This window comes from Rhizobium ecuadorense (assembly GCF_001187535.1).
GTDB lineage: Bacteria > Pseudomonadota > Alphaproteobacteria > Rhizobiales > Rhizobiaceae > Rhizobium > Rhizobium ecuadorense.
Genome location: NZ_LFIO01001751.1, coordinates 1 through 303, shown reverse-complemented (window position 1 = coordinate 303; position 303 = coordinate 1). Strand labels below are relative to the sequence as shown.

1 protein-coding gene is annotated in these 303 nt (G+C 60.7%); it reads right to left on the bottom strand.

Translation table 11 applies throughout. From position 1 onward, the window contains the following. Positions 1–303: phosphotriesterase family protein (locus AF337_RS35220; protein ID WP_483150645.1), on the bottom strand; the 303-nt coding region annotated here is incomplete at both ends.

The following is a 303-nucleotide window of genomic DNA, read 5'->3' as shown; positions in this document are numbered from 1 at the left end:
GCTTGATCCAGCCTGCCTGGAACCCGGTCTCATCGATCTGCTCCGTCAGCTCGCGAAGCATCCATGCCTCCAGCTCCTTCTCGGAAGCCTGGCGGACCCATTCGGGAATCCAGGGTTCACGGTAATTGCCGGTGGGAACGACGATCGGAAAATCCGTCGCAAGCGACACGGCAAGATCGATATCCGCACGGCGTCCAACACCGCCCGTCGAGCATTCGACCAGTGCCGTCACCCCGAGCTTCTTGATCCGCTCGATTTCGGGGGCCATCAACCGAACGACGCCTTCGATGTCTGCTTCGGCAT